This is a genomic window from Gordonia bronchialis DSM 43247, from assembly GCF_000024785.1.
Classification (GTDB): Bacteria; Actinomycetota; Actinomycetes; order Mycobacteriales; family Mycobacteriaceae; genus Gordonia; species Gordonia bronchialis.
This window is the reverse complement of record NC_013441.1, coordinates 4,961,084-4,981,957: the sequence shown is the minus strand read 5'-3', so window position 1 is coordinate 4,981,957 and position 20,874 is coordinate 4,961,084. Positions and strand designations below refer to the sequence as shown.

General features: G+C 67.1%; 22 protein-coding genes. 9 read left to right on the top strand and 13 right to left on the bottom strand.

What is annotated here, in order from left to right; genetic code table 11:
- Window positions 1-106 precede the first annotated feature (106 nt).
- From GBRO_RS27260 to GBRO_RS23060, 3 genes are all read right to left on the bottom strand, one after another.
- On the bottom strand, window positions 107-502 hold the full coding sequence (locus tag GBRO_RS27260) for a hypothetical protein (RefSeq protein WP_012836259.1): 396 nt from the start codon (window positions 500-502) through the stop codon (window positions 107-109).
- A gap of 376 nt (window positions 503-878) precedes the next feature.
- Complete coding sequence (locus GBRO_RS26460; RefSeq protein ID WP_155825184.1) at window positions 879-1,028, bottom strand: hypothetical protein; 150 nt, start codon at window positions 1,026-1,028, stop codon at window positions 879-881.
- 214 nt (window positions 1,029-1,242) lie between these two features.
- The gene (locus tag GBRO_RS23060; RefSeq protein ID WP_012836256.1) at window positions 1,243-2,373 is read right to left on the bottom strand and encodes a threonine synthase; all 1,131 of its coding nucleotides are present in this window, start codon (window positions 2,371-2,373) and stop codon (window positions 1,243-1,245) included.
- A gap of 233 nt (window positions 2,374-2,606) precedes the next feature.
- On the opposite strand from GBRO_RS23060, the gene GBRO_RS23055 reads away from it, so the two are divergent.
- On the top strand, window positions 2,607-3,692 hold the full coding sequence (locus GBRO_RS23055) for an arylsulfotransferase family protein (protein ID WP_227892814.1): 1,086 nt from the start codon (window positions 2,607-2,609) through the stop codon (window positions 3,690-3,692).
- A gap of 34 nt (window positions 3,693-3,726) precedes the next feature.
- On the opposite strand, the gene GBRO_RS23050 is transcribed toward GBRO_RS23055, so the two are convergent.
- Window positions 3,727-4,731 carry a GlxA family transcriptional regulator gene (locus tag GBRO_RS23050; RefSeq protein ID WP_012836254.1) on the bottom strand — a complete coding sequence of 335 codons (1,005 nt, stop codon included), beginning with the start codon at window positions 4,729-4,731 and terminating at the stop codon, window positions 3,727-3,729.
- Between the two features lie 112 nt (window positions 4,732-4,843).
- On the opposite strand from GBRO_RS23050, the gene GBRO_RS23045 reads away from it, so the two are divergent.
- Entirely contained in the window at window positions 4,844-6,295 is a 1,452-nt protein-coding gene (locus GBRO_RS23045; RefSeq protein ID WP_083775655.1) for a DJ-1/PfpI family protein, read from the top strand.
- Between the two features lie 224 nt (window positions 6,296-6,519).
- Here GBRO_RS23045 and GBRO_RS23040 read toward each other — a convergent pair whose 3' ends face one another.
- A complete protein-coding gene (locus GBRO_RS23040; protein ID WP_012836252.1) occupies window positions 6,520-7,314 on the bottom strand; it encodes a DUF1206 domain-containing protein in 795 nt (264 codons plus the stop codon).
- Window positions 7,315-7,482: 168 nt separating this feature from the next.
- Between GBRO_RS23040 and GBRO_RS23035 the strand changes: the two genes are divergently transcribed.
- Window positions 7,483-8,313 carry an SHOCT domain-containing protein gene (locus GBRO_RS23035; protein ID WP_012836251.1) on the top strand — a complete coding sequence of 277 codons (831 nt, stop codon included), beginning with the start codon at window positions 7,483-7,485 and terminating at the stop codon, window positions 8,311-8,313.
- A gap of 24 nt (window positions 8,314-8,337) precedes the next feature.
- On the opposite strand, the gene GBRO_RS23030 is transcribed toward GBRO_RS23035, so the two are convergent.
- The 3 genes from GBRO_RS23030 to GBRO_RS23020 form a co-directional block, all read right to left on the bottom strand.
- A complete protein-coding gene (locus GBRO_RS23030; RefSeq protein ID WP_012836250.1) occupies window positions 8,338-8,667 on the bottom strand; it encodes a rhodanese-like domain-containing protein in 330 nt (109 codons plus the stop codon).
- A gap of 10 nt (window positions 8,668-8,677) precedes the next feature.
- A complete protein-coding gene (locus GBRO_RS23025) occupies window positions 8,678-9,106 on the bottom strand; it encodes a MarR family winged helix-turn-helix transcriptional regulator (protein WP_012836249.1) in 429 nt (142 codons plus the stop codon).
- A gap of 80 nt (window positions 9,107-9,186) precedes the next feature.
- The gene (locus GBRO_RS23020) at window positions 9,187-9,618 is read right to left on the bottom strand and encodes a nitroreductase family deazaflavin-dependent oxidoreductase (protein WP_012836248.1); all 432 of its coding nucleotides are present in this window, start codon (window positions 9,616-9,618) and stop codon (window positions 9,187-9,189) included.
- 70 nt (window positions 9,619-9,688) lie between these two features.
- Between GBRO_RS23020 and GBRO_RS23015 the strand changes: the two genes are divergently transcribed.
- The gene (locus GBRO_RS23015) at window positions 9,689-10,687 is read left to right on the top strand and encodes an MDR family oxidoreductase (RefSeq protein ID WP_012836247.1); all 999 of its coding nucleotides are present in this window, start codon (window positions 9,689-9,691) and stop codon (window positions 10,685-10,687) included.
- A gap of 12 nt (window positions 10,688-10,699) precedes the next feature.
- On the opposite strand, the gene GBRO_RS23010 is transcribed toward GBRO_RS23015, so the two are convergent.
- Window positions 10,700-11,608, bottom strand: a complete 909-nt coding sequence (locus GBRO_RS23010; RefSeq protein WP_012836246.1) for a LysR family transcriptional regulator ArgP — start codon at window positions 11,606-11,608, stop codon at window positions 10,700-10,702.
- Window positions 11,609-11,767: 159 nt separating this feature from the next.
- Here GBRO_RS23010 and GBRO_RS26455 point away from each other — a divergent pair, with 159 nt between their 5' ends.
- Window positions 11,768-11,923: a DUF6131 family protein gene (locus GBRO_RS26455; RefSeq protein WP_012836245.1), complete on the top strand. Its 156-nt coding sequence runs from the start codon at window positions 11,768-11,770 to the stop codon at window positions 11,921-11,923.
- Window positions 11,924-11,936: 13 nt separating this feature from the next.
- On the opposite strand, the gene GBRO_RS23005 is transcribed toward GBRO_RS26455, so the two are convergent.
- Window positions 11,937-12,896 carry an HpcH/HpaI aldolase/citrate lyase family protein gene (locus GBRO_RS23005; RefSeq protein WP_012836244.1) on the bottom strand — a complete coding sequence of 320 codons (960 nt, stop codon included), beginning with the start codon at window positions 12,894-12,896 and terminating at the stop codon, window positions 11,937-11,939.
- Window positions 12,897-13,062: 166 nt separating this feature from the next.
- Between GBRO_RS23005 and GBRO_RS23000 the strand changes: the two genes are divergently transcribed.
- Window positions 13,063-13,932, top strand: a complete 870-nt coding sequence (locus GBRO_RS23000) for a sigma factor-like helix-turn-helix DNA-binding protein (protein WP_012836243.1) — start codon at window positions 13,063-13,065, stop codon at window positions 13,930-13,932.
- Between the two features lie 143 nt (window positions 13,933-14,075).
- Here the strand turns inward: GBRO_RS23000 and GBRO_RS22995 are convergent, their stop codons facing one another.
- Window positions 14,076-14,927, bottom strand: coding sequence for a hypothetical protein (locus GBRO_RS22995; protein WP_052298332.1), 852 nt, complete (start codon window positions 14,925-14,927; stop codon window positions 14,076-14,078).
- Window positions 14,928-14,945: 18 nt separating this feature from the next.
- Between GBRO_RS22995 and GBRO_RS22990 the strand changes: the two genes are divergently transcribed.
- On the top strand, window positions 14,946-15,428 hold the full coding sequence (locus tag GBRO_RS22990) for an MspA family porin (protein WP_012836241.1): 483 nt from the start codon (window positions 14,946-14,948) through the stop codon (window positions 15,426-15,428).
- Window positions 15,429-15,472: 44 nt separating this feature from the next.
- On the top strand, window positions 15,473-16,162 hold the full coding sequence (locus GBRO_RS22985) for an MspA family porin (protein ID WP_012836240.1): 690 nt from the start codon (window positions 15,473-15,475) through the stop codon (window positions 16,160-16,162).
- Here the strand turns inward: GBRO_RS22985 and GBRO_RS22980 are convergent.
- Window positions 16,149-16,790, bottom strand: coding sequence for a DedA family protein (locus tag GBRO_RS22980; protein ID WP_012836239.1), 642 nt, complete (start codon window positions 16,788-16,790; stop codon window positions 16,149-16,151). The genes GBRO_RS22985 and GBRO_RS22980 overlap by 14 nt on opposite strands.
- Window positions 16,791-16,912: 122 nt before the next feature.
- Between GBRO_RS22980 and GBRO_RS22975 the strand changes: the two genes are divergently transcribed.
- Entirely contained in the window at window positions 16,913-18,547 is a 1,635-nt protein-coding gene (locus GBRO_RS22975) for an acyl-CoA synthetase (protein WP_012836238.1), read from the top strand.
- A 138-nt stretch (window positions 18,548-18,685) separates the two neighbouring features.
- Here GBRO_RS22975 and GBRO_RS22970 read toward each other — a convergent pair whose 3' ends face one another.
- Entirely contained in the window at window positions 18,686-20,713 is a 2,028-nt protein-coding gene (locus GBRO_RS22970) for a copper-translocating P-type ATPase (protein WP_370452934.1), read from the bottom strand.
- Window positions 20,714-20,874: the final 161 nt, after the last annotated feature.

The window sequence follows — 20,874 nt, the reverse complement described above, 5'->3', positions numbered from 1 at the left end:
CCCGGCAGGGTCATTGTGACCCGGCGAGGGGGACCGATGGGCGGGTTTCGGCAGGGCGGGCAAAGGTGACGGCCACAGGAGTGAACTCGGTAGGCTGCACGCGGATCTAGACGTGGTCGAGCAGCATCCGCACGGCGACGAACGCGGTGACTGCCAGCAGCGCTGTCCAGAAGCCGATGCCGAACGATCGGGTCCGTGCGCGCTGGACCACTCCGATCGCAATGATGACGTAGAGCGCCCACAGGATCGGAGCGATCAGACCACCGACCAGGAATGCCGAACCGGTCGCGGCTCCGGCGATGGCTTGAGTCTGTGGCTTCACGGAAGGACCGGCACCGCCCATACGTACGGAGCGGCCCAGAGCAAGGCCGCAGGCGAGCCCGATCATCAGCGACGACGAGCGCCCATGCCAGTGCAACCGACTGTTGAGCAGCAGACGCACCAGTACGACGGATGCCGCCGCGCAGAGCAAGACCAGTGCGGCGGCCGGCCTGCTCATCATCTGATGAGCTGTCCCGTGGATTGCAACACCGAGTGCGAATCCGCCGCTGACGCTGGTTGCCGCGCCGACGACCAGGGCCGTGCTGGAATTGGAGCGGGTGGTCGGACTGGAGGCCCCTTTTCGAATGACCGGTCACCTCCAAATTGATCCGTGTGCGTGGATGATCATCACGCTAATGGAAGCCCTGCGGCAAGAAATGAGGCGGCAGCCAAGAATGCTGACCAGAGTCCAATGCTGACGGGCCGGGTACGCGATGAAATGGTCAGGCTGAGAGCGACGAAGACATAGAGAGTCCACAACTCCGGGCCGAGGACCCCGAAAACTATCAGGAATGCGGCACCGACAATGGCGCCGAGGGCTGCGGTGATCCGGTCTTTCACACAGACCACGCCTTCAGCCCCACGATGACCATCACCACGGCGACGATGGGGCCGGCGATCAATCCCATCACGAGCGACGAAAGCAGTTCGTGCCTGGCGAATTGGCGATGAAAGGTGACACGCAGGGCAAGGATCACGCTCGACATCGCGACGAGTGCAGCAACGACGATCACAGTCGACAACCGCTCGGTCAGCCACATGAAGCACGCGAGCGCAGAGGTGAAGCGCGTGCTGGTTGGACCGGGTTAACGGCTACCGAACCTAACGGCTTTGGTGCGCCCGCGCCATTCTCGATCCACAAGGGCCACAACAGATAAAGGGTTAGTAAAGAACTGGGCTGGACACGGTAAAACCGCAGCGTCAGGACACCCCGACAACCTCGCCCATCCGCGCCGGCGATTTCAGGCCGCTCCCGGTGAGCACGACGACGGTGATCTGGTCGGATCGGATGTCGCCGGTGTCGATGAAGTGGTCGAGTGCGGCGGCGGCAACAGCGCTGGTCGGTTCGGCGTAGAGCCCACGTCCGGCGAGCGCCCGGACCGCCGCGTGGATGCTGTCCTCCGATACGGCCACGGCCCCACCGTCGGACCGGGTGATCGCCGCGGCCACCTCTGGCAGACGCACCGGCCGGGCTATCGAAGCGCCTTCGGCGATGGTGGGTCGACGTTGCGCATCGTCGGGGCCGGTGACGCCGTTGACCAACTCGGCGATGGTGGCCCAATCCGCCGGCTGTCCGACGAACAGTCGCGGCCGACGATCGATCGCCCCGGTAGCCAGCAGTTCGGTCGCCGCCAGATCGCAACCGAGCGCGACGCTGCCGGCCCCGGCGACCAGAACGATGTTGTCGGGTACGCGGAAGCCGAGATCCTCCCAGATCTCGTACCCGATGGTCTTGGTGCCCTGGATGAACATCGGATGCCAGTTGTGACTCGCATACGGAATGAACGCGGACTGCCGGATGGCCTCGTCGCCGACGTCGTCGCGGGTACCTCCGACGAGCTCGATCTCCGCGCCGTAGGCACGCGCCTGCAGGATCTTGGCGGGTGACGTCGCCGCCGGCACCAGGATCTTCGCGTCCATCCCGGCGGCGGCCGCATAACCGGCGACGGCGCTGCCGCCATTGCCCGACGAATCCTCCAGCACCCGGGTGACACCCTGGGACTGCAGATGCGAGATCATCACCGACACCCCGCGATCCTTGAAACTGCCGGTGGGATTGAACCATTCGAGCTTGAAGCGCACCCGATGCCCACGCCAGTCGAGTGCCGGCATCGGTGTGCAACCCTCGCCGAGACTGATTCGGTGCTCGGCGTCGACGGGAAGAGCCGCGCGGTACCGCCACAGCGACCGCTCGGCTGAATCGATCGGATCCGGCGTCGGCCCGGTCATCGCGCTCACCGACAGCGGCGATCCGTCATCGCCGCGCCAGCGCCAGTCGTCGATCGGGTACCGGCGTCCGCTGCGCTCGTACAGATAAGGCTCACCGTCCACCCGATCGTGTCTACCACCGCAGCGGATCACCGCGCGACACCGCACGAGGTCACGCACGCGCGACCGAACTATTGACCGGTCGCCGCCGCCGGTGGAGACTCACGCAGGTGAGAACGAGACGATGGATGGTAGTGCCGGGAGTTCTTCTGGCACTGGCGATAACGGCTCTTTTCGGGCAATCCGGACCCGCGTCGGCCGCGCCGCCGGCGGCATACACGGTGCTGGTCGACCGAATGCCACAGCGGGGCGGGGTGATCCTGCTCGCACCGACGGACATCCGCAACAATCCGGCAGTACCGCGCGCCGCCGACCCCGACGCCCTCGCGCCGGCCGAGTTGCAGGTCCGGGCGTGGAACGGAAAGCTCCTCGCGCGGCGGGTGATGCCGACCGGGCAGGAGGCGGGCAAATTCGCCATCCAGACCTACCGTGGGCAGCGTGTCCACCAGGTGTGGACACGCTACCGTGGGCAGCGTGTCCACACCTGGTGGCAGGGCGCCAGCCTGCCCGGTCACGGTGCCGGCTCATACATCATCGCCGACAAGAACTTTCGCGTCCTGCGCCGGCTGCACACCCCGGCCGGAACCTCGGGAGACCTACACGAGTTCCGGATCCTCCCCGACGGTCACCGGGCGGCGGTCACCAGCTATGTGCACACCACCTCGGTGGTGCGTGGGGTCCGAGTCCCGGTCATCGACTCGCGCTTCTACATTCTCGACATCGACACCGATGCAGCACAATTCGGGTGGAGCTCACTACGGCACGTGCCGGTGGACGCGACCACCACCCCGCTGCCGATCCCCGGCGAGGGGCTCGACTACTTCCACATCAACAGCGTCTTTCCCGACGGTGCGGGCAATTACCTGATCTCGTCGCGCAACACTTCGGCGCTGTATCTGATCGACGGACGAACCGGCAACGTGCGCGCGACGATCGGGGGAGTGCATTCGAGCCTTCGGGTTCCCGACGCCGCGCGCTTCGCCAACCAGCATGACGCGGAACTGCGACCCGACGGGACCATCCGTCTCTTCGACAACAACGCCTCGGTCCCGGTGCTCGGCGGGCCGTCGTCGATCCTCACCCTGCGTCCGGACTGGCAGCATGGGAGGGTGCGGGTGGTGTCCCGCGTCACGTCTCCCGATCGGCTCACCGCCTGGGCCATGGGCAATGCCCAAGCCCTCGCTGACGGTTCGGTGTTCGGCGGCTGGGGGACCACCGGGCACATCAGTGCGTTCAGTGCGCACGGAACGCTGATCTATGACGCGAAGCTGTCCGGCATGCTGACCACCTACCGGGCCTTCTACTACTCGACGGGACTCTGACCTCGAGGCACCGCAAGGATCTCGGACCGGGGTCTCAGGCCGGACTGCGCTGCATCTGCTGGGTGGCGCGATACCGCGACGGTGCGACGCCATAGGTGGCGATGAACGACTGTCGCAGAGCCTCTGCGGTGCCGAAACCGCAGCGGCGGGCGACCGCGGCGATGGTGAGGTCGGTTTCGACGAGCAGGGTGGCCGCCGACTCCGCCCGGATGCGTCGCACGAATTTGCCTGGGCTGAGCCCGATCTCGTCGTTGAACATTCGAGTGAGGTGTCGCTCGCTCAAGCCGGCCCGGTGGGCGAGGATCGCGGTGGACAGATCCGCGTCGAGGTGGGCGGTGATGTGATCGATGACGTGGCGCACCGGTGAGTGGGTGGGTGCAGGCGCGGTGGTGAACACACTCATCTGCGCCTGGTTGCCGGGCCGCTGCAGGTAGGTGACCAGGTCCCGCGCGACGTCGCGAGCCAGTGCCGGACCGGCGTCGGCCTCGATGAAGGACAGCGTGAGGTCGATGGCGGAGGTGACTCCGGCCGACGTGTAGGTGTCTCCGTCGCGGATGAAGATCGGCACTGGGTCAAAGGTGACGGCCGGGAAACGTCGGGTCAGATAGGCGGCGTGGCGCCAGTGGGTCGCCGCCCGCCTATTGTCCAGGAGTCCGGCGCCGGCGAGGATTCCGGCACCGGTGCACACCGAGGCGACACGACGGGACAACCGCCCGAGGCGTCCGACGTGGGCCAGGAGATGATCGTCGGCCATGGCGTCGACGTAGCCGATACCGCCGCTGACCACGAGGGTGTCGATGGGGCCGCGAACTCGCTCGAGCGCGATCTCGGCATTCACGACCAACCCGGTGCCGGTGTGGATGGCGTTTCCGCCCGGTGAGGCCAGTCGCGGTTGGTACAGCGCGCGGCCGTGCAGATGGTTCGCGATCTGCAGCGCCGATACCACACACGCGATGTCGAGGAGTTCAGCGGCCGGATAGCCGACGATTAGGACCCGCCGAGGTGTCGTCGGCTCGGCGAGGAGCGGTGCGGTGTCCATGACCTCAGTATCCGACGACCCGGGCATGTCTGTCAGCCATGTTTCCCAATAATTCGGACATGACCGTTCCGAGGTATGGAACGGGATGCGGCAGGCGCGCCATCGTCGGACCATGACATCGCAACCCCGAGTCCGACGCGCTCTCCGCTACGCCCTCATTGCCGTGGGCACGGTGCTGCTCCTGGCAGGGGCGCTGGGAATCGAAGTGGCGGCAAGCATTCCGTCCATGCGGCATGCCGCGGCCGAGATGTATCCACCGCCCGAGGCGGCACCGCCCGAAGCCGCGGCATCGGCAGGCGCGCTCGCCTATGACCCGCGCAAGCCGACGGTGGCCGTCGTCATGGGGGAGGGCGGCGCGAATGTCGCCGACACCCTGGCGCCGTATGAAGTGTTCGCGCGGACCGGTGGCTTCAACACGTATCTGGTTGCGCCGTCGGCGCGCCCGGTCACGCTGGGGGGTGGTCTGACTGTGGTCCCCCAGCACAGCTTTGCCAGTCTGGCGGCGACCGTCCCCGACGGACCCGCGATCATCGTGGTGCCCCAACTCCACGGCCACCGCGGACCGGTGACCGCTTGGTTGACCGCGCAGTACCGGGACAACACGCACGCGACCTTCATGAGCGTGTGCGTGGGCGCGGAATACCTCGCCGAGACACACATTCTGGACGGAAAGAGCGCAACATCGCACTGGCTCAAGCTCATCGGGCTGCGCCGCGGGTATCCCGGCATCACCTGGGTGGCCGGCAAACGCTTCGTCGAAGACGGACGTGTGATCAGCACCGCGGGGGTCCTCTCCGGCATCGACGGCGCGTTGCGGCTCACCGAACGGTTCCTGGGCGCCGACGCCGCGACCGTCGTCGCCGACGAGATCCGTTGGCCCGGTTACCGTCCCGGTGCCGGTCTCGATATCCCTGTCTTCTCACCCGGGCCCGCGGATCTGCCCGCGGTGCTCAGTGCCGCGTTCGGATGGAACCGGCCCGAGATGGGGGTGCTGGTGACCTCCGGCGTCGGGGAGATCGAACTCGCGTCGGCCTACCGCCCCTACACTGAGCTTTCGTATCTCGCCATGCCGCAGACACTTTCGTCAACGGGACAATCGGTCACCACCGTTCACGGCGTGACCGTCATCCCGCGCGGTCGGATGGGTGTGCGGGACGTCGACCGGGTGGTGGTACCCGGCCGGGTAGCCGCCGACGAACACGTCGCCGACGCCGTGCGACGCGACGGTACCGACGTCGACTATCTGCACACCCGAGACGAGTTCGCCTTCGACGGTGCGATCCGCGACATCGCCACCCACTACGACCGCGCCACCGCCCGATGGGTCGCAAAGAGCCTGCAGTACCCGACGGATGCCGCCGACGCGGGTACATCGGCGTGGCCGTGGTCCCTCACCGCCATCGCACTCGGCTTCCTACTCCTTATCGTCGGTGCGCTGGTGGGTCTGTGCCTCCTGATCCGCGCGGCAATCCGCGCGGTCCTACGTCGTCGGCGCGTGCGTCAGGACCCGCCGGAGGATCAGCCCGCTGAGAGTTCCGCGGAACGCATCCGCCTGTTGACCTGACCACCCGCATAATCGACCATCGAAGGACGGTGGCCTCTGGCCCGATTGCTCGCCGACTCCAACGACGGCGGTATCGCCGGCCGCTGGTGCAAGGTACCGCGGGTGCGTGGGGTCTCCCACGCCGAGGAGCCGGGTGACGCACAGTTCGGTCGGCTCGTGCTGCAGACGCTCACCACCGGATGCCCCGGGCGGGTTGTCACCACACGCTGAACAGGGGTAGCCGGTCACATGCGCGCGTACCGGGCCATCACGAAGGAGTAGAAACCGTAAGTGGCGATTCCGATCGCGGCGACCACGAGCAGGATCTGCCCGGCGGGCAGTCCGGCCAATGTCTTGACCGCGCCGTCGATTCCGGTCGCCTTCGACGGGTCAGCGCGGATGGCGGCGACGATCACCAGAATTCCCGCGCCCGCCAGCACCGCACCCTTGGCGACGTATCCGACGACGCCGGCCACCACCACCAGCCGGCTGGGTGAACCCTTGAGGTCGTCGATGAAGCGGCGCGTCGCACCCTTGAAGATGTGGTAGCCGCCGACGGCCAGGATCACCAGTCCCGCCACCACGAGCACGAACTTCCCGCCACCGGACTGCATCAACCGAGCGCTGAGTCCGGCGTTCTGTTGCCCGCTGGATTTGCCCTGACCCAGGGCGAACTGGGCGGTGGAGAAGGCGAACGCCACATACACCGCGACCAAACCGAGGGCCTTTGCCCGGTCGGTCCACCCGGAATCCTCGTCGCCGGCCTCACTCGGATGCGGCCCGACGATCGCCTCGGTGAGGCGCCACAACGCGAGCGCCGCGAACACGACCGCCGCCACCCACAACGCGATCCGGCCACCGGCGGAGTCGGCGAAAATGGCCAGCGCTCCGGACTGGTCGGCATTCCCCGCGTCGCCGAAGGCGAGTCGGAGGATGATGTAGGCGATCAGCAGGTGTACGCAACCACTGGCGAACTGTCCGGCCCGCGCGGCCCGCTCGAACCACGTGCTGTCGGCTGCCTTCTCCACCAGTTCCGACACCCGACACCCCTGTCATCATCGTGTTTGCCGACCTCACTCCAGTGGACCATTGTCGACGGCGAATGTCTGCCGAGCGCCGAATCTCGCAGCAGTGCCTGATCTCGTAGCAGTACGCCGCTCGTATAGTGGTGGCCTCAGCAACTCCCGCATCGACGAAAGAGTCAACTCATGGAGGCCACGGTCACCCCCGAAGCCGAGCGGGCCATCACCGACATCGCCGGGCGCCACGGACTGTCGCGCGACGCGGTCCTTGCAATGCTGTTCGCCGTGAACAACGGTGGTGGCACGATGGCGCAGTTCTCCATCCCCGAACTCGGCGGTTCCGGCCAGTGGATGCGTGGCGGGATGACCATGGTCGGCAACATGTTCGACAACGCACTCAAAGCGCGCGTCGACGCCCTGTGCAACGAACTCTCGCAACTGTTGGCCACCACGGCGGTGTTCCCGCCGGTGCCCGCGGCGTCGGGGCAGGTCGGTGGTTTCACCTCCGGCAACTGGTGGCCCGCCGACCTCGGTGTCCCCAGCGCGACCGGGGCCCAGAACGGTGCACGCTATGCGATCTTCCCGGCCACCCGCCGGCTCGTCGTCGAATCGGGCGGTATGACAAGGGTTTTCGATACCGGTGAACATCAGATCGGCGGTGTGCAACAGCAGCAGGGCGGCGCGTCGGGCTCCCTGAATTTCACCAGCCAGTTCGGGACCTTCGACGTCTCCGCCCTGACCGAACTCGACGGCCATACAGTGGCCCAGACCCCGGTGGCGGCGCCCGCGCCCAAACATCGCGCCGAGTCCGAGCCTCTGTATGCCCCCGAACCCCAGCCCATGGCGCAACCCCAGCCCGTGCCGGCGGCCCCGGCCGCACAACCGGCGGCGGCTCCCGCGTCCGATGCCGACGCCATCGTCGCCGCAATCGAGTCGCTTGCGGGTCTGCACCAGCGCGGCATCCTGTCCGACGAGGAGTTCACCGCCAAGAAGGCCGAGTTGCTCGGACGGCTGTGAGCAGCCCCGCGCGTGGGCGTCACATCATGGCGTGAGTGATCCCCCGGCGGCACGCCAGCCGATTAGTCCGCCGCTCATGTTCACTGCATCGAAACCGTTCTCCACCAACAGATTTGCCACACCAGCGGAGCGGATTCCACCGGTGCAGAAGGCGATCAGGAGGCGATCGTCGGGGAGTTCGACACACCGTTGCGGCAGAACCTCGAGCGGTAGGTGGACCGCCGACGGGATGCGTACCCGATTCCATTCGAAGTCGCGCCGGACGTCGACGACGAGCGCTCCCTGTGCGACGAGCTCGAGGGCGTCGGCGGCAGGGATCGTCGGTGGACGGCGTAGGTAGTGACGAACCTTCATAACCTTCAGTTTAACTGAAGGTTGGGTCGTCGGACACGGCGCGCTCCATGTGGTCGCGCAACACAGCGACGAGGTCGGGGTCGCGAGCGACAAACTCGGTGTCGAGGCGGACGACCACCTCGGCGGCCTTCGCAAGAACGGACTCGCCGCGGGGCGTTACCCGTAGCTGCGACGCCGAACCCGCATGGGCGGTCCCATCGTCGACGAGGCCGTCCCGCACGAACGCACTCACCGCGGTGTGCGCGCTTTGCACCGAGATGCGCGAGCGACGGGCCAACTCGCTGAACGAGATTCCCGGCGTCGCCCTGATATGGCCGAGCAGACCGTACTTCCGGGTGGTCAGACCCAGGGGCGTGAGGCCGTCGGCCAACGACGCCTCCCACACCCGACTCAGCGTCAACAGCATGATCGTGGGCGAGAACGGTGGCGGACTCGACATGCAGGCAGGCTACCGCGGTGTCCAACGCCGGCTCGGCTCGGCGACCGTCAGCGGGGCGTTCGTCAGATTGTTGCGGTTCGTCAGTTGAGCGAGGAGGCCCGCTCGAGCACGACGACCGGGATCTGGCGGTCGGTCTTCTTCTGGTACTCGTCGTAATCGGGCCACACCTCGGTCATCTTGGCCCACATCGCCGGCTTCTCGTCATCGGTGGCGACCCGCGCACGCACCGGGATGCGCTGATCCTTGACCTGCACCTCGACGTCGGGGTTCTCTTCGAGATTCAGGAACCAGGCCGGCGGTGCGTCGGTGCCACCCTTGGAGGCCACCACCATGAAGGCATCCTCCCCCCAGGGGCGGAAGATGAGCGCGTGCTTGCGCTCGGCCCCGGATTTACGGCCCTTGGTGAACAGAATCAGGATCTGGGTACCGTTCCAGTGGAAACCCTCGTCGCCGTCGGTCTCGAGGTACCGCTCGACATGTGCATCGCCGTGGAGGTTGTCGATTGAAGCCATACCTGCACCATGCCACCAATTCGGGCTGCCCATTCGCCAGTTCGTGTTCCCTATCCGTCAGGAGTCGTCGATGACCACCGTTCCGTCCTTCCCGGCCTACCGCGCCCCGGCCGCCAAGCAGCCTGCCGAACTCGTCACGCTCGGACCCGACGACCTCGGCGAGGGGGACCTGACGGTGCGGGTTCGCTACTCGTCGCTCAATTACAAGGACGGCCTGGCCGTGCTCGGCAAACCGGGCGTGGTCCGGCAGTTCCCGCTGACCTGCGGCATCGATCTGGCAGGCGAAGTCGTCGACGCCGCTACGGATTCCGGGTTCACGGCGGGTGATGCGGTGGTGCTCACCGGCGCCGGCCTGTCGGAGACCCGTGACGGCGGGTTCGCCGGGTACGCGCGCGTCGACGCCACGCCGGTGGTGCCGGCACCGTCGAGCCTGGGGCTGTGGGGTTCGATGGCGGTCGGTACCGCGGGTCTCACCGCGATGCTCTGCGTGCTGCGGCTCGAACAGGCCGGCGTCACGCCCGAACAGGGGCCCGTCCTGGTCACCGGCGCCACCGGAGGCGTCGGGAGTTTCGCGGTGCTGCTGCTGTCGCGGCTGGGCTACGAGGTCCACGCCTCCACCGGCAGCGCCGACGAACATCAGTACCTGCGTGATCTCGGCGCCACCGAGATCATCGAGCGTGACACCCTCACCGGCGAGCCTCGGCCGTTGGCGAAGGAACGCTGGGCCGGTGCCGTCGACAGCGTGGGCGGGGCGACACTGGCCAACGTGCTGCCGCAGATCCGCTACTCCGGGGCCGTCGCCTCCTGCGGACTCGCCGGTGGTGCCGGACTGTCGACCACGGTGATGCCGTTCATCCTGCGCAACGTCGCGCTGCTGGGCGTCGACTCGGTCAACGCACCCATCGAGCTGCGCCGGGCGGCATGGTCGCGGCTCGATGATGCGCTGAGCGTCGATGACCTGCGTGCGATCGCGGTGACGGCCGGCTTCGACGACGTGCCCGCGCTGGCCGAGAAGATTCTGGCCGGTCAGATCCGCGGGCGCGTGGTGATCGAGGTGGCCCCGGAGTGACCGACCAACCAGTCAGGGGTGCGCCGGCAGCAGTTCGGTGCGCGCCGCGTCGACGATGATCTGTGTGACTGCGTCCAGAAGCGGGGAACTGAGTTTCCAGTACTGCCAGAACAGTGGCACGTCGACGTCGGCGTCGAGGAAGCGGACGACGCGTCCGGTGGTCAGGGCGTCGGTGATCTGGGCGGTGGGCACCAGACCCCAGCCCATGCCCAGTTCGACGGCGCGGTGGTATTCGCCGGACGCCGGGATGTACACGGTGGGCGGTTCGGAGATGTGAGACGAGAACCGGCCCAACGCTTCTCGCTGGATGTGGTCGTTACGGTCGTAGGACACCATCGGTGCACGCGACAGGCTGTCCTCGTCGGCTCCGTCGGGCATCCAGGTGTCCAGAAAATGCGGCGTCGCGACCGGCAGATAGCGCATCGAACCGAGCGGCACCACAGTGCAGCCGCGAATCGCGACCGGGTCAGAGGTGATGGCGCCCAACACTTCTCCCGATCGGAGAAAGTCACTGTTGCGGGATTCGTCGTCGCGCAGCACCTCGACGACGACGGGGTGCTCGCGGTGGATGCGGGCCAGCGCCGGTAGCAGCCAGGTGGCCAGGGAGTCGGAGTTGCCGGCGATGGGCAGGTGGATCAGCCGCGGCGGTGACCCGGTCCCGTCGTCGCCGACGAGTTCCAGCCGGGCCTCGGCGCTGAGCAGTTCCCACTGTTCGGCGAGTCGGACGAGGACCTCGCCGTCGCTGGTGGGGGTGGCGGGTTTGGTGCGATGCACCAGGACACGCCCGACCGAGACCTCCATGGCCTTGATTCGCTGGCTGACCGCGGACGGCGTGACGTGGAGTTCGGCGGCGGCCGCCTCGAAGGTGCCGTACTCGAGGACCGCACGTAACGTGCGCAAACCGTCGAGGGAGATGTCCACGCACAGAGTGTATGGGTCACGCGGCGATGAATGAGGGGTCTCGACTCCCCGAGCAAAGCCGGCGAATCAGCCATGACGGCGCTCTGGGCACGTAGGGTTGGGAAGTACTTGCAGCAGCGTCGAGTGCCGTCTTCCAACTATGGCGAGAGGGGCTCAGTCGTGATCATTCTCGGAATCATCTGCTTGATCCTCGGATTTATCTTCAGCATCCCGATCCTCTGGACGATCGGCATCATCCTCGTGGTGATCGGTGTCATCCTGGCGATTCTCGGGGCCACCGGCCGTGCTGTCGGCGGTCGAGCGCACTACTACTGACGGCGTCAGTCCGTCAGTCCGTCGGCGCCGACCACACCTCGGCGCGGTCGAGTCCGGCCGCCCGACCCTTGGCGGCGACGACAAGCGCCAGCTTGCGCGACGCCTCGTCGATCATCTCGTCGTCGAGCATCGCCGCACCTCGGCCGCCACCCGCGGCCGAGGTGTGCCAGGCGTAGGCGTCGAGAATGTTCTCGGCGTGGTCGTAGTCCTGCTGACTCGGTGTGAAGATCTCGTTGGTCGGTTCGATCTGATCGGGATGCAGCACCCACTTGCCATCGAAGCCGAGCGCCGCGACCTGCGTTGCGCTGCGCCGTAATCCGTCGAGATCGCGGATCTGGGCCCACGGCCCGTCGATCGCCTGCAGGTTGTTTGCGCGGCAGGCCATCAGGATCGACATGTGGATGTGATGGAACGCGTCGGCGATCTCATAGCCCGGGGGCTGCGCGCCGACGACCAGCGAGCGCATGTTGATGCTCGCCATGAAGTCGCCCGGCCCGAAGATGAGGGTCTCCAGACGCGGTGAGGCCTGGGCGATCTCGTAGATCTTGATGAGCCCGGCCGCGTCCTCGATCTGGGCCTCGATGCCGATCCGGCCCACCGGCAATCCTTCGGTCCGCTCGATCTGGGTCAGCAGAAGATCGAGCGCAGCAACCTGATTCGGGTCGTTCACCTTGGGCAGGATGATCGCGTCGACCTCCTGTCCCACCCCGCTGACCACTTCGATCACATCCGTGTAGGTCCACGGTGTGGTCCAGTCGTTCACGCGCACGGCGCGGATCTTCGCCTGCCAGTCGCCGTCGGCGAGCGCGGCGACGATGTTCTTGCGTCCCTCCGGCTTCTTCTCCGGTGCGCATGCGTCTTCGAGGTCGAGAAAGAACTCGTCGGTGCCCAGGGTGCGTGCCTTGTCGATCATCTTGGTGCTCGACGCCGGGACGGCGAGGGTGGTTCGACGAGGGCGCAGTTCGTGGGTCACAGGTCACTCCTGGGGTGAGCGGGGTTGTGCGTTCGACGCTACTGCGGTCCGGTCGCGGCCATCGGGCCGGGTAGTCTGGTGACTCGTCGCCCGCCGCGGGGCACCTCACGACGCACCACCAGGGAACCGATCGATGTCACCGAACCAGCAGCCCGGCTGTTGAACGATGACCTCCGATATGCGCGCCGACGGTGCCCGACTCTCGAATCGTCCCTGGTCGGAACTGCTGCCCTGGCTCTCCGAGTACCGCACCGGACCTCCCATCCTCGCCGACGACGAGATCTTCGTGAATGTGTGGATGGATTCGTCGCCGGCGCAGACGCTGACGGCGAGCAACACCGGCGCATTCCGACGACGAATCTCCGAACGGTATGTGCGGGACCGATCCAAGCGGGTCCTGCGTGATGATTTCCCCACTGTCGCGGGTGATCTGCCGGTCACCGCCCTCGACGTAGCGCAACCGGTGCGCGCGGCGCTGCATGCCACCGGGATCGACACGCTCACCGAAGTCCTCGACCGCACCTGCACCGCGCTGCTGGGTCTGCCGCGTATCGGAACCACGACGGTCGGTGAGCTGGTCGGTGCCCTCGTGATGGCCGTCGCCGCACCGATTCCGATGATCGCGGACGGTCTCGAGGCGGTCGCGGATGTCATCGGATCGCTCGATGCGCGTGATCGGCTCATCCTGGAGGATCGTATCCTCGCGTTGCGACCGCGCCGGCAGTCCGAACTGGCCGCGATGCTGGGCATCTCCCGAGAGCGGGTCGCCCAGATCGAGCGTCAACTGCGCGCCCGGTTGCGCGAAAACGTCGACACCACAGCGCATCTTCGTGGGTTGCACGATGAGATGGTGGGGCTGGCGACGCCGGTGATCGCCATCGAGGATCTGATCGATGAGCTCCCGTCCACCGGTATGGTGCTGCCCGGCTCCGACATCCCGGTGTGGTGGGTCGTCGCGGCCGCGTCGACGCGTGTGGAGATCGTCGACGAGTGGCTCGTGTGCGGGGATACTGGCCCGACTGACGCACCCGTTTGAGACTCGGGGTCTCCCGTGTCGGCGGGCCCTGCAACGCCGCAAGATCCGCCAGCGCCGCCACCACATGGGCCAGCACCCGCGTCGACTGCGCATCACCGCCGGTGGCCTTGGCCTCCAGACGGTCGAGGAAGTCGAAGAACTCCTCAGGCATGTCGACGATCACACCGACCATCATTCCCCAGAAGCTCGGTGACGAATCGCTTGATGCTGCCAGACCGCGCTTGCACCGAAGCCCACGTGAATGGCTGTTTCCCGTAACGGGTTTCGAGCGTCCTCGGGGCATCCGGGCCCACCCCGAGAATGTCGGCAAGTGCACTCGGGATGCCGAACCCCGAGCCCTTGAGGTGCGCTGTCGTGATGGTCGTCGACCAATGCACGGTGTCACCCTCTCGGTACAGGCCCCGGGTGCGGGTCGGGGTTCTGCGTGATCGCTGGGGGCGATCGCGTCGGGACACGATGTCGTTCTCGGTCCGGAACTCACCCGCGGCCGCGTAGGCGCGGATGCTCGTCTCGGTGACGTCGTAGCGGGACCGTATCGTCTCGATGACCTCGCTCAATGCCACGCTGCCGCCGGCCTCGTCGACGATCTGCGCGATCTGCCGGTGTACCGGCAGATACGGTGGCCCTCCCCATCGCGCGAGGCCATACCGGGCGCGGTCTGTCTTGACGATACGGTTGTCGGAGACCAGCGCGTTGCGCACACTCGACGCCGCCCGACGTTCCGCGCCCATCGCGGCGACGATGTCATCCAGGCTCAAGGGCCGGTCGGCGATGGACAGAACTGCGGCCACCAGGTCGGCGGTGGACGACGCCGAGGTGACGACGTATTCGCCGAGTACGGTGAAACCCGTTCGGCGAAGCCATTGTTGCGTGCGATCGGGTGACATGCCGAGTCGTGCGGCGACATCGCCGACCGAGGCCGTTCCCTCCGGCGAACTCGCCGCATCCACGTCGCCCGTGGTGAGGGTTTCACCGTCACGCGGACCAACGAGCACGCGCAGATCTCACCCTCCTTGGCGGCCAACGGTGCGTCGCGTACCGCATGGGTGTCGGCGGACATCACGCTGCGCGCGCCGAAACTCGAGCCGGCCAAGGGTGGGCCCGAGCAGGACCCAGCCGGTGAGGACGCCATGCCGGGCAGTAACGGCACCATCAACAGCGGTGCGGCAGCGACTCTTTCGTCCGGATACATCGTCGGCTGCCAGGTGAACATCGAAGGCCTCAAGGGCGGGCTCTCCGGCGCACTGACACCGTCGGCGCCGACGGTCACCGGAACGGTCGACGTCCCGCTGTCGGCCGGCGAGGTGAAGTTCGTTCTGCTGGTATCGAAGAACGCCGAGAAGGCCGGCACCTATTACGTCGGCTACGACCGTACCCAGCTCGCAGTGCAGAACTGTGGCGGATACGCACAGGCACGCGCGTTCACCACGGTTGAGACCACCGGAAAGGTGCACCAGAAGGTGAGTCTCTACGGCAAGCCCTTCTCCATCGGCTGATCCGTACTCGCCGTCCCATTCCCACCGTCTGACAAGAGGTTTCGATGACCCTGCGCAATCCCCTGACCATCCGCCCGCGGTCGCGGCGAATCCGCGCCGCGCTGGCCGCATCGGCTGCGGCAGTGACTCTTCCGATGATCGTGGGTACACCAGCCCACGCGGACACCACCGTCACGCTGCCGAGCCAGAACATCGTGAAGACGTTGAAGGACGGCACCAAACTCACCATCAGCCGCACCGCGGAGAAGGCACGGATCAGTCCGTCGATGGGCGGCACACCGTTGCATCGCAACGCCTGGGTATCGGCGCGCTATCACGTGAAGACCTCGGACAAGAAGGCGCGCTTCAAGATCGGGGCCGGATACATCGTCGGCTGCCAGCTGACGCTGGGTGCCAAGGCCAACGGCACCGGCTCCGGTACCGCGGCCGAATACAACCCGGAAAGTGCCACTGCCACTGGACAAGTCGGTGGTGGCGTCACGATCGGACCGGGCCAGACCGCGAACTACGTCGTCAACGACTACGGGTATGCCGACGACTTCGGCGCGGCGGCCCACACCAGTGCGATCAGCTTCGCCAACGGCGAGGGGACCCTGCTGTACAAGAATCAGACCATGATGATCAACGGCTGTGCGGGTTACGCGCAGGCCCGGTCCTATGTCAAGGTCGGCGCGCAGACCGATTACCTCATGCAGGTGGTGTTCCTCTACGGCAAGCCGTTCAGTCTCGGGTGAGCTCGTCGGCGTCCGAGGTGGCGACCCGTCGGGAACGCCACCAGCGGAAGAGGTAGTAGAGCCCGGCCGTCACCGCGATCGCCGCCGCGAGATAGAACAGCACGGTGGTGGCCAGCGCGGCCCCGGCGAAGTAGCCGACCAGCAAAACGGTCGTCGCCCAGCTGGTCGCGCCGATGACGTCGGCGACGACGAAGCGGGTCAGGTGCATCCGCGTCGTACCCGCGACCGGCGGGACCACGGTGCGGACGTAACCGATCCAGCGGCCGGAGGCGACGGCGATCATGCCGTCGGCGTTGATGCGCTCGGCGGCGTGCGCCCAGCGTTCCTCGCCGAACCGGCGGCCGATCCGCGACGACATCAGACGGTGCCCGGACGTGCGGCCCACCCGATATCCGGTGAGATCGCCGGCGACGGCGGCCACACAGACCGCGACGATCAGTGCGGCGATCTGCGTCGATCCGACGGCCGCGGCGACGCCGGCCGCCAGCAGGACCGCCTCACTGGGGAGGATGAGGCCGAGGATCAGCGTCGCCGTCTCGGCGAAGACGACTCCGCACGCCACCAGATAAACGGCCCACGACGGCACCGAGCCGACGACATCGACGAGCCAGTCGGCGAATGCGTGCACTCCCCAACCATAGGGGTGCCGCGCGCGGCACCGATTTCGGAGAACCGCCGGCCGGTGTGACATCATCGCCCTACATTGGCATCAGACAACGCGCGTTCTCTGAAAACGAGGGGTGGCCGACCATGGCTTCTGTCAGCAACGCTCTGGAGATGGTGTCCGACGCCGTCGGCGCGGCCCGGGTACTGCACCGCTCCGGTGCGATCGACGTGACGAAACCGGGCGAGCTGCTCAAGGCGGTCAAACGCTCCAAGGTCATCGGACCGGCGTCGACGGTCATCGTCCACGGCGCCGAGGAGTACCCGGATGCGCCGTGTGTGACCGATGAGCGCGGGACCGTGACCTTCGGGGAGATGGACCGGCAGAGCAACGCGCTGGCCAATTCGCTGCTCGCGGCCGGAGTGCAACCCGGATCGGTGATCGGCGTGCTGGCCCGGGACCACCGCGGCCTGATCATGGCGCTGTCGGCCGCCGGCCGCGCCGGCTACCGGCTCGCGATGATGAACACCGGGTTCGGCAAGACCCAGTTCGTGGAGGTCGCCGAGCGCGAGAAGGTCCGCGCGATGCTCTACGACGAGGAGTTCACCGATCTCCTCGAAGGCCTGCCCGACATGCCGCGCATCCTCACCTGGGTCGACGGCGATCGTCCGGTCCCCGACGGTGTCGACACGCTCGACGACGTGATCGCCACCGGTGACACCTCGATGCCGCCGACCCCGGAATCCTTCGGCGGTTTCGTGATCCTGACCAGCGGAACCACCGGACTGCCCAAGGGGGCGCAGCGTTCCAAGGTGTCACCGTTCACCAGCGCCCTGCTGCTGGACCGGGTGCCGCTGCCGCAGCGTGGCTCGATGGTGATCGTCTCGCCGATCTTCCACTCCACCGGCTTCGCCGTCTGGGGCGTCGGGACCGCGCTGGGCAACCAGACAGTGGTGATGCGGCGCTTCGACGCCGAGAAGACCCTCGCCGCGCTCGCCGAGCATCGTGCCGAGGTGCTGGTGGCCGTACCGACCATGCTGCACCGGATGCTCGCGCTGGGTCCGGAAGTTCTTGCCAAATACGATGTCTCGGCACTGAAGATCATCGTCATCGCCGGCTCCGCACTGTCGCCGACACTGTCGGAGCGAGTGCAGGACGCCTTCGGCGACGTGCTCTACAACATGTACGGTTCCACCGAGGTCGCCATCGCGGCGATCGCGCAGCCCCACGAGCTGCGGCAGGCCCCCGGGACCGTCGGACGTCCGCCGATCACCAGTCGCCTTGCCCTGTTCGACGAGAACGACCAGCGCATCACCGGCACCAACGTGCGCGGCCGCCTCTTCGTCCGTAACGGTGCTCCCTTCGAGGGGTACACCGACGGTCGCAACAAGCAGATCATCGACGGCTACATGTCCAGCGGTGACATGGCCCGCGTCGACGAGAACGGACTGTGGTTCATCGAGGGCCGCGACGACGACATGATCGTCTCCGGCGGCGAGAACGTCTATCCCCTCGAGGTGGAGAATCTCCTCGCCGAACACCCCGACGTCGCCGACGTGGCGGTGGTCGGCGTCGACGACGAAGAGTTCGGACATCGGTTGCGCGCCTTCATTGTTGCCCAGCCCGAGGCGAACCCCGCCGTCGAAGATCTCAAGCAGCATGTGAAGTCACATCTCGCCCGCTACAAGGTCCCGCGCGACATCGTCTTCGTCGACGAACTCCCGCGCAACCCCACCGGCAAACTCGTGCGACGGGAGCTTCCGACGGGACCGCTGGACTGATCGGCCGCCGGGGTCGATCCTCCTGCTGGTTGCTTCCGCGGGTGTCGCCCCTTCTTCTGCTGGTTGAGTAGCCGGAGCGCTGGCGGAGGCGTATCGAAACCACCAGTGCGTCAACGATGTCCGCATCCGCCTCGCGGCTCATCCAGCCCGTCGGCCGTGGCCATCTCGCTCAACGACGTGCTCAGGCGAGAGGTCAAGTCGCCGAAGCAATTGCGCATTCGCCGCGACCACCAGCGTCGAGACCGACATGAGGATGGCGCCTACGCTCATCGGGAGGATGAAGCCGATCGGCGCGAGGACGCCGGCCGCCAGCGGCACCGATACGAGGTTGTAACCGGCTGCCCACCAGAGGTTCTGCTTCATTTTCCGGAACGCGGCGTGTGAGAGTTCGATCAAAGACAGCACCGAACGGGGGTCCGAGGACGCCAGGATGACGCCCGCCGACGCGATGGCGACATCGGTTCCCGCGCCGATCGCGATGCCGACGTCGGCCCGCGCGAGTCCGGGTGCGTCGTTGACACCATCGCCGACCATCGCGACCCGTCGGCCTTCCTGCTGGAGTTCGGCGACCTTGGCTTCCTTGTCCGCCGGCCGGACCCCCGCGTAGACGCGGTCGATGCCCAGCTCGGCGGCCACCGACTCGGCCACGGCTTCGGCATCGCCGGTGATCATGACCACCTCGACACCCCGGTCGTGCAGGGCGTCGATCGCCTCGCGGGATTCCGGCCGAACGGCGTCGGCGAGCTCGAGCGCACCGATCACCTCGTCGCCATCGAGGACGTGCAGGATGGTGGCGCCGTCGCCGCGCCAGCTCTCGGCGATGGGTAGCTCGGGGACATCGCGCTCGGTGAGCAGGTGTGGTCCGCCGACGCGGATCGTTCGTCCGGCCACGGTCGCGGTGACGCCCACAGCGGGTGAGGACGAGAAGCCGGCCGCGGCCGGGACGTCGAGATCGCGCTCGGTCGCGGCCCGGGTGATGGCCTGTGCGAGTGGATGTTCGCTGTCGGCCTCGGCGGCAGCGGCGACGGCGAGCACCTCGTCGGCGTTGTGACCGGCCGTGCCTTCGACGGCGATGACCGTCGGGGCGCCCTCGGTGAGGGTGCCGGTCTTGTCGAAGAGCACCGTGTCCACGGTTCGCATGGTCTCCAATGCGAGCCGGTCCTTGATCAGTACGCCGCCTCGGGCGGCGCGTTCGGTTGCGATGGCGACCACGAGCGGGATGGCGAGGCCGAGGGCGTGCGGGCAGGCGATGACCAGCACTGTGATGGCCCGGATCACCGCGTCGTCGGGCATGCCGACGACGGTCCAGACGATGGCCGTGATGACGGCGGCGCTCAAGGCGAACCAGAACAACCAGCCTGCGGCGACATCGGCGATCCGTTGTGCCCGAGTGGAACTGGTCTGTGCGTCGGAGACCAGGCGCGCGATGCCGGCCAGCGCGGTGTCGTCGCCGGTGGCCGTCACCCGCACTCGAAGGCCGGAGTCGGTGGCGACCGTACCGGCCACCACCCGATCGCCAGGACCCCGGTGCACGGCCCGGGATTCGCCGGTCACCATCGACTCGTCGACACCCGATGACCCCTCGATGATGGTTCCGTCGGCCGGCACCGCTGCGCCCGGACGGACGACGACCACGTCATCCACCCTCAGATCGCTCGGCGCCACCACCTCGACGCGATCGCCGTCGACGCGTTCCGCGGTGTCGGGGAGCAGTGTGGCCAGCGAATCCAGCGCTGACGTGGTGCGGGCCAGCGACCGCATCTCGATCCAGTGGCCGAGCAGCATGATGACCACCAGCAGGGCCAGTTCCCACCAGAAATCGAGCTCATCGGCGAGAACGTCGAGCGTGGCGCCCCAGGAGGCGAGGAAGGCGACGGTGATCGCAAGGGCGATCAGCAGCATCATGCCCGGTTGGCGGCGCCGGATCTCATCGACGGCACCGGTCAGGAACGGGCGCCCGCCCCACACGTACATGACGGTGCCCAGGATCGGCGAGACCCAGGGCAGCCACCCGAGCGCTGGTAGGTGATAGCCGACGAGGTGCGCGAACATTTCGCTGGTCAGCACGACGGGCACCGCGAGCGCCGTCATGATCCAGAACAGTCGCCGGAAGACGGCGACGTGATCGGCATGCCCGGCGTGGCCGCCATGGTCCGAATGTGTCATGTGATCGGGAGAACCCGCAGGTCCGGCAGTCGTTTCGATGTCGGTATGTCCCTCGGGATGTGTGTGGTGAGGTATGGACATGACTCCACCATATACCCTAGGGGGGTATCTGGCCACCACGGTTCGACGCCGTCGGACGTGCTGTTGCGCGTTGATCGTGC

Coding starts and splice junctions, on each gene's coding strand:
- GBRO_RS27260 (WP_012836259.1), bottom strand. CDS start 502: ATGATGAGCAGGCCGGCCGCCGCACTGGTCTTGCTCTGCGCGGCGGCA.
- GBRO_RS26460 (WP_155825184.1), bottom strand. CDS start 1,028: ATGTCGAGCGTGATCCTTGCCCTGCGTGTCACCTTTCATCGCCAATTC.
- GBRO_RS23055 (WP_227892814.1), top strand. CDS start 2,607: ATGCCACAGCGGGGCGGGGTGATCCTGCTCGCACCGACGGACATCCGC.
- GBRO_RS23050 (WP_012836254.1), bottom strand. CDS start 4,731: ATGGACACCGCACCGCTCCTCGCCGAGCCGACGACACCTCGGCGGGTC.
- GBRO_RS23045 (WP_083775655.1), top strand. CDS start 4,844: ATGACATCGCAACCCCGAGTCCGACGCGCTCTCCGCTACGCCCTCATT.
- GBRO_RS23035 (WP_012836251.1), top strand. CDS start 7,483: ATGGAGGCCACGGTCACCCCCGAAGCCGAGCGGGCCATCACCGACATC.
- GBRO_RS23030 (WP_012836250.1), bottom strand. CDS start 8,667: ATGAAGGTTCGTCACTACCTACGCCGTCCACCGACGATCCCTGCCGCC.
- GBRO_RS23025 (WP_012836249.1), bottom strand. CDS start 9,106: ATGTCGAGTCCGCCACCGTTCTCGCCCACGATCATGCTGTTGACGCTG.
- GBRO_RS23020 (WP_012836248.1), bottom strand. CDS start 9,618: ATGGCTTCAATCGACAACCTCCACGGCGATGCACATGTCGAGCGGTAC.
- GBRO_RS23015 (WP_012836247.1), top strand. CDS start 9,689: ATGACCACCGTTCCGTCCTTCCCGGCCTACCGCGCCCCGGCCGCCAAG.
- GBRO_RS23000 (WP_012836243.1), top strand. CDS start 13,063: ATGACCTCCGATATGCGCGCCGACGGTGCCCGACTCTCGAATCGTCCC.
- GBRO_RS22985 (WP_012836240.1), top strand. CDS start 15,473: ATGACCCTGCGCAATCCCCTGACCATCCGCCCGCGGTCGCGGCGAATC.
- GBRO_RS22975 (WP_012836238.1), top strand. CDS start 16,913: ATGGCTTCTGTCAGCAACGCTCTGGAGATGGTGTCCGACGCCGTCGGC.
- GBRO_RS22970 (WP_370452934.1), bottom strand. CDS start 20,713: ATGACACATTCGGACCATGGCGGCCACGCCGGGCATGCCGATCACGTC.